Origin of the sequence: Streptomyces sp. DvalAA-14 (assembly GCF_900091855.1) — a bacterium.
Classification (GTDB): domain Bacteria; phylum Actinomycetota; class Actinomycetes; order Streptomycetales; family Streptomycetaceae; genus Actinacidiphila.
Window position 1 is genome coordinate 1 of record NZ_FMCH01000617.1, and the last position, 6,632, is coordinate 6,632.

The 6,632-nt window shown below is 72.7% G+C and carries 4 protein-coding genes and 2 pseudogenes; 1 reads left to right on the plus strand and 5 read right to left on the minus strand.

The window, feature by feature from the left end:
- Nucleotides 1-2,648 (plus strand): ATP-binding protein (locus GA0115240_RS32845; protein WP_237555406.1); only part of this gene is annotated, 2,648 nt, incomplete at its 5' end.
- Between the two features lie 54 nt (nt 2,649-2,702).
- On the opposite strand, the gene GA0115240_RS32850 is transcribed toward GA0115240_RS32845, so the two are convergent.
- The 5 genes and pseudogenes from GA0115240_RS32850 to GA0115240_RS32870 form a co-directional block, all read right to left on the minus strand.
- On the minus strand, nt 2,703-3,539 hold the full coding sequence (locus GA0115240_RS32850; RefSeq protein ID WP_093742464.1) for an ABC transporter permease: 837 nt from the start codon (nt 3,537-3,539) through the stop codon (nt 2,703-2,705).
- A gap of 152 nt (nt 3,540-3,691) precedes the next feature.
- A pseudogene (locus GA0115240_RS32855) lies at nt 3,692-4,660 on the minus strand (ATP-binding cassette domain-containing protein); the annotation flags it as partial.
- 187 nt (nt 4,661-4,847) lie between these two features.
- Complete coding sequence (locus GA0115240_RS32860) at nt 4,848-5,528, minus strand: anti-sigma factor family protein (RefSeq protein WP_093742467.1); 681 nt, start codon at nt 5,526-5,528, stop codon at nt 4,848-4,850.
- A complete protein-coding gene (locus tag GA0115240_RS32865; RefSeq protein WP_237555407.1) occupies nt 5,525-6,019 on the minus strand; it encodes a sigma-70 family RNA polymerase sigma factor in 495 nt (164 codons plus the stop codon). Before GA0115240_RS32865 ends, GA0115240_RS32860 begins: the two co-directional genes overlap by 4 nt.
- A 113-nt stretch (nt 6,020-6,132) precedes the next feature.
- Nucleotides 6,133-6,632 (minus strand): annotated as a pseudogene (locus tag GA0115240_RS32870) (hypothetical protein); the annotation flags it as partial.

Sequence of the window (6,632 nt, forward strand, 5' to 3'; positions counted from 1 at the left end):
GGGCGCGGCTGGTCACCATCACCGGCCCGGGAGGCACCGGGAAGACACGGCTGTCGCAGGAGGCCGGCGACCGGGTGGCCGGGCGGTGGGCGGACGGGGTCTGGTACGCCGAGCTGGCCCCGGTCAGCGATCCGCGCACCCTGCCGGAGGCGGTGATCAGTTCGCTCGGGCTGCGCGACACGCTGCTGCACGCCGGCAGCGCCGCCGAGGCCGCGATAGCCGCCGAGACCAAGTCCAAGGACCCGGCGCGGCAGCTCGCCGACTACTGCGCGGGCCGCGAACTGCTGCTGGTGCTCGACAACTGCGAACACGTGATCGGCGCGGCGGCGACCCTCACCGAGCTGCTGCTGGCCAACTGCCCGGGCCTGTCGGTCCTCGCCACCAGCCGCGAACCCCTGGGCGTGCCGGGGGAGTTGGTCCGGCCGTTGGACCCGCTGCCGGATCCGACCGCCCTGCGGCTGCTCGCCGACCGGGGGTCCGCCGCGCGCCCCGGCTTCTCCGTCGAGGACGACCCGGTGGCCTGCGCCGAACTGTGCCGCCGGCTGGACGGGCTGCCGCTGGCCATCGAACTGGCCGCGGCACGGCTGCGCGGCATGTCGCCGCGGCAGCTCGCCGACCGCCTCGACGACCGCTTCCGGCTGCTGACCGGCGGCAGCCGCACACTGCTGCCGCGCCAGCAGACGCTGCGGGCCGTCGTGGACTGGTCCTGGGACCTGCTCGAACCGGCCGAGCGGGTGCTGCTGCGCCGGCTGGCCGTCTTCCGGGGCGGCTGGACGCTGGAGGCCGCCGAGGCGATCTGCGCCGACCCCGCCGACCCCGACGACCCCGCCGAACTCCCGGCCGCCGGGCCCCCGCCCGCGTCGCCGTCGCCCCCGGTGTCGGCCGCACCTGCCGCCGGCACCGACCGGATCGACGCCCCCGACGCCGCCGCCCTGCTCGCCTCCCTGGTGGACAAGTCGCTCGTGCTCGCCGACCTCACCGTCGGCGGCCCCCGCTACCGGATGCTGGAGACGATCCACGAGTACGCGGCCGAGCGGCTGGACACCAGCGGCGAGCGTCCCGCGGTCGAGCGGCGGCACCTCACGTACTTCCGCGAATTCGCCCGCGCCGCCGACCCGTTGCTGCGCGGTGCACAGCAACTCCTCTGGTTCGAGCGGCTGGAGGCCGAGCACGAGAATCTGCGGGCCGCCCTGCGCCGGGCGGTGGCCGCCGGGGACGAGCAGGAAGCCCTGATGCTGGTGCTGGGCTGCAACTGGTTCTGGGAGGTGCGCAATTACGACTCCGAGCGCCGTCACTGGCCGACCGCCGTCGGCGCGCTGGGCCCGGACCCGTTCGCCGAGCCGCCCAGTCTCGTACCCCTGGAGCGCGGCCCGCTGGAGGACCCGCCCCCGCTGGAGGGCGAACGGCTGCTGGAGGCACGGCGGCACGTCCGCTTCATCGGCATGTCCGCCCGGGAGGGCGACCAGGAGTGGTGGACCGACGAGGGCATGATCCGGATCGGCAACGCCCTGATCGACACCTACCCGCCGCACCTGCCGCAGTCCGCCCGCGTCCCTGGCATCCTGCGCATGTACGGAGCCTTTTTCTCCGGCGAGTTCGAACGGCTGCCCGTCCTGATGGACGAGGTGGTCGAGTCCTGCCGCCGCCACGGCAGGACCTGGGAGCTGGCCTACGCCCTGCAGTTGCGGGCGAAGGTCAACAACGACGTGAGCGAACGGCACGACGCCGCCTTCCGGGACATCGCGGAGAGCCGGCTGCTGTTCGAGCAACTGGGCGACGAGTGGGGGATGGCCGAGACGCTGTCGGCCGAGGCCGAGGCGGCGGGGAACTCGGGCGACTGGGCCCGCGCGGCCGAATGCTGCGTCCAGGGCATCGCGCTGGCCCGCAAGATCGGCTCGCACCAGCATGTCCCGGTACTCACCGTCCGGATGGGCGACGCCCTGATCAACTGCGGCCAGTGGGAGGAGGGCGTCCGGCTGCTGCACGAAGGCATCGAGGACGCCGACCGGTTCGGCTCGGCCAGCGACGGCGCCTCCTTCTACGGCAAGATCCTGCTGGTCGGCGCGCTCAGCCGGCACGCCGACATCGACACGGCGCTGGAACTGGTCGAGGACACCATCCGGCGCAACGACAGCGGCCCGACGGGCGCGCCGGGCTTCGTACGGGGAATGCTGATGGGCGTGAAGGGCTCGCTGCTCGGCAAGGCGGGCGACGCCCGGCAGGGCATGCCGCTGCTGACCGCCGGCATCGAGGAACTGGCCGGCCACCCGCTGGCCAATGTGATCACCCCGCGGCTGGGCATCCTGCTCGCCCCGGCCGCCGCCCAACTGCTGCGCCTGCTCGCGGAGCCGGCCGACCAGGCGTCCGTCCCGCCGGACCGGGACCGGGACCGGGACGGAGGCCAAGACGGAGACCGTGACCAGGACCGGGACCGGGACCGGCGCAGGCTCCACCGCTCGGCGGTGCTGATCGGCGCGCACGACCGGCACCGCCCCTCCGCGATTCCGCCCGCCGAACTGAGCGAGCTGGCCGAGGAGAAGGCGCTGCTGCGCGGCCTGCTGGGCGACGAGGCGTACGCGGCCGGCTACGCCGAAGGCGACGGCCTCAGCACGGAGGAGGCCATCGCCTTGATGCGCGACGTGGAGTGAACGCCCGGGCCGCCGGGCCGCGTCGACCCGCCCGGCAGCCCGACTCCCCTGCGGTCAGGTCTTCTTGCGGAACCGCGCCACCGCCACCGGCGCGGTCACCACGGTGATGCCGACTGCCCAGGCCAGGGTGACCCACACCGAGTGCGCCACCGGGCCGCCGTTGATCAGCGCCCGCGCCGCGTCCGCCAGATTCGACAGCGGGTTGACTTTGGTGAAGCCCTCCAACCAGCCCGGCATCGTGGTGGGTTTGGCGAAGATCGAGCTTCCGAACTGCAGCGGCATCAGTACGAGCATGGCCACCCCCTGGACCGCCTGGGGCGTCTTCATGGTCAGCCCCAGTAGGATGAAGATCCACATCAGCGAGGCGCCGAAGACGGTGGAGAGCGCGATCGCCGCCAGCAGGTGCACGGCGTCGGTCTTGATGCTCAGCCCGAGGGCGAAGCCCATGCCCAGCAGGATCGCGGTGGCGATCATCATCCGGCCGACCTCGACCACGATCTTGGCGATCAGCACCGACGACCGGGCGATGGGCATGGTCCGGAACCGGTCCATCACCCCTTTCTTGAAGTCGTCGTTGATCCCGGTCCCGACCGCCTGGGCGATGTTCATGCCCATCATGGCCATCAGGCCGGGGACCACGTAGTTCACATAGGCGTGCTGGTTGCCCTTGCCGGAGACCGCGCCGCCGAAGACGTACACGAACAGCAGGGTGAAGATGATCGGCATCAGCAGGGCGTCGAACATCGACTCCGGGTCCTGCTTGATCTGGAGCATGTTGCGGCGCGCCAGCGCGCCGATGTGCCGCAGGTTGGCCCGCAGGCCGATCCTGCCCTCGCCGGCCGCCGCCACCCGCTCCGCGGGTGCGGTGACCGTCGCCGTCGCCGCGCTCATACCGTGGCCTCCACTTCGTGCTTCTTGTCCAGGACCGGGGTCGCGCTGTCCGTGCTGTCGCCGGGGTCCGCCGCAGCTGCGGCGCCCGGGCCGGAGCCGTTGTCGGCATCGGCGTCGGCGTCGGCGTCGGCGCCCGCGCCCTCGCCGAGGTTGGACTTCTGGCCGGTGATGGCCAGGAACACCTCGTCCAGGCTGGGCAGATGGGTGCCGATGCCGGCGATGCCGTAACCGCGCGCGCCCAGCAGGCCGACCACCGCGGTCAGTTGCTCGTCGCTGAGGATCGGTACGCTCACCACTCCTTCCGCCCGGTCGACGTGCGCGCCGGCCACCCCGAGCAGTCCGGCCTCGCCGATCGCGGTGGCCATCGCCGCGGCCTGAGCCGGGTCGGACGGCCGGATCTCCAGGGTGCGCCCGCCCACCTTGGCCTTCAGCTCCGCCACCCGGCCGTTGGCGATCACCCGGCCGCGGTCGATCACCGTCAGCTCGTCGGCGAGCTGCTCGGCCTCCTCCATGTACTGGGTGGTGAGCAGCACGGTCGCGCCGTCGTCGACCATCCGCCGCACCTCGGTCCACACCTCGTTGCGGGTGCGCGGGTCCAGGCCGGTGGTCGGCTCGTCCAGGTAGAGCACCGTCGGCTGCCCGATCATGCTCGCGGCCAGGTCCAGCCGGCGGCGCATGCCGCCGGAGTACTGCATCGCGGGCCGCTTGGCGGCCTCGGTGAGCGAGAAGCGCTCCAGCAGCTCGTCCGCCCGGGCCCGGGCCGCCGCGCGGGGCAGGTCCAGCAGCCGGCCGATCATGTACAGGTTCTCCCGGCCGGACAGCTTCTCGTCCACCGAGGCGTACTGCCCGGTCAGGCCGATCACCCGGCGCAGTTGCCGGGGCTGCTTGAGTACGTCGTAGCCGGCCACCCGGGCGGTGCCCGCGTCCGGCCGGATCAGCGTGGAGAGCACCCGTACCAGCGTGGTCTTGCCGGCTCCGTTCGGGCCGAGCACGCCGAGCACGGTGCCCTGGGTCACATCGAGATCCACCCCGTCGAGGGCTTTGGTCGCGCCGTAGTGCTTGACCAGACCCCGCACCTCGACGGCTGCGGTCCCACCGTTGTCTGTCGGTCGCTTCGTCATGCCCACAACGATGCCGGTGCCTACCGATACGGCACCGACATATCGCCGACAGCGGGGGCGGGCCGGGTGTCGGCGCCGGCCGGTGGCCGCGTCGGCCGCGTGTCGGCCGGGTGCCGACGGGTGTCTGCCGGGTGCCGGTGTGGTGCCGACGGGATCGAGGGCGGCTCGCCGCTGCCCGCCCGCTCCGTCAGGCCGGCACGCTGACCAGCAGTTTCCCCTGCGAGGTACGGACCTCGAAGTGGTTGATCGCGTTCTCGTGCAGCCCGGTCGCGCCGTGCACGGTGAGCGGCTTGGGATGCTCGGTGGTGCCGTAGCCCTCGTACGGGACGGACCAGGTGGCGACCGTCTGGTTGCTGCCGTCCTTGCCGATCGCGATCAGGCTGCAGGTGAGCGGGCCGCGTACCCCCGTCAGCCGCAGGTCGACCACGCTGCCCCAGCCCTTGTCGGACAGGCCCACGACCGCGGACGCCCCGGTGGCCGCGTTGCTGGCCGAGCGCTGGTCGGTGGAGAAGGCGGGTCCCGCCGCCTTGGGAGTGCTGTTGCCGCCGTCGGTGGCGAGCACCGCGACGGTCGGACCGCCGACCACCAGTACCGCCGCCGCGGCCACCGCCACCAGCCGTCGCCGCCTGCGTGCCTTGCGCTCCCCGGTGACCTGCCGCAGCAGCCGCTCCAGCAGGGCGTCACCGGGTGGTTCCACGAAGCCGATGCCGTCCCCGCGCAGCTCTTCGAGCACCGGGACCACGCCCATCAGCTCGTCCAGCTGCACCCCGCACTCGTCGCATCCGGTCAGATGCTCCTCGAAGCGGGTCATCTCGTCGTCCTCCAGCGCCCCGAGCAGATAGGCGCCCACATCGACATGCGGGTTCATGAGGTGGTCACCCCTCTCTCCTCCAGCGCGTTCCGCAGAGCGCGCAGTGCGTAGAAGACCCGGGACCGCACGGTGCCGGCCGGGAGTCCGAGTTCGTCGGCCGCCTCATTCACGGTACGACCCCGGAAGTACGTTTCGACGAGCGCTTCACGGTGGGCCGCCGACAGGTCCTGCAAGGCGTCCGAGATGGTCATCAGGCGCAGCGACCGCTCCAGCTCGTCCTGGGCCGGCACCTGCTCGAGGGCGGCCGGGGAGGTCTCCTGCGGCCGGGACTGCTTGCTGCGGTGGCCGTCGATGACGATGCGGCGGGCCACTGTCACCAGCCAGGGCCGCAGGCTGCGGGCGGCCGGATCCAGGCTGGCGGCGCTCTTCCAGGCCCGCAGCAGCGTCTCCTGGACGATGTCCTCGGCCAGGAAGCGATCGCCCGCGACCAGCCGGAGCACGTACGCGAACAGCGCGCTGGCGTGTTCGCGGTACAGCGCCCGCATCATGTCTTCCTCCGGCACCGCGCCCGGCGGTTCCGGCGGTCCGGGGGATCCGTCCACGGCGGCATCCTGCCCTACCTGCCGCCGCCGGTCGAGTTCGCGTGTAGCGGTCCGGGACATCAGTAGCCGTACGATCCGCCGCTCGAGCCCGATCCGGTGGTCGAGGACGTCGTGGACGGGGAGCCCGCCGTGGAGCCGGCCGAGGAAGCCGCGCCGGCCTTGGCGCCGGCCGGGGTCACCGCCCACCAGATGCCGTCGATGCCCTGGCCGTTGGTGTCGCCGGCCTTGCTGTCCTGGGCGTAGGTGTAGAGCGGCCAGCCGTTCAGCGTCAGTTGTTTCCGGCCATCGGTGCCGGTGGTGGAGCCCAGCAGTTTCTGGTCGATGCCCTTGACCGCCGAGGCGTCGGTGGCGGGGGCGGCGGGCCACAGGGTGGCGCAGGCGCCGGTGCAGTGGGAGGTCGGCGGCTTGTTCGTGTCCATGTCGAAGCGGTAGAGCGTGAAGCCCTTGCCGTTCACCACGATGGTGCCGAGGGTGGCGTCCGAGGCGGTGTGCACGCCGGCCGCGCCGGCCGCGTCCCCCGCGGCGGCCGGGTGGACGGCGCGGTGGACGGCGCGGCGGC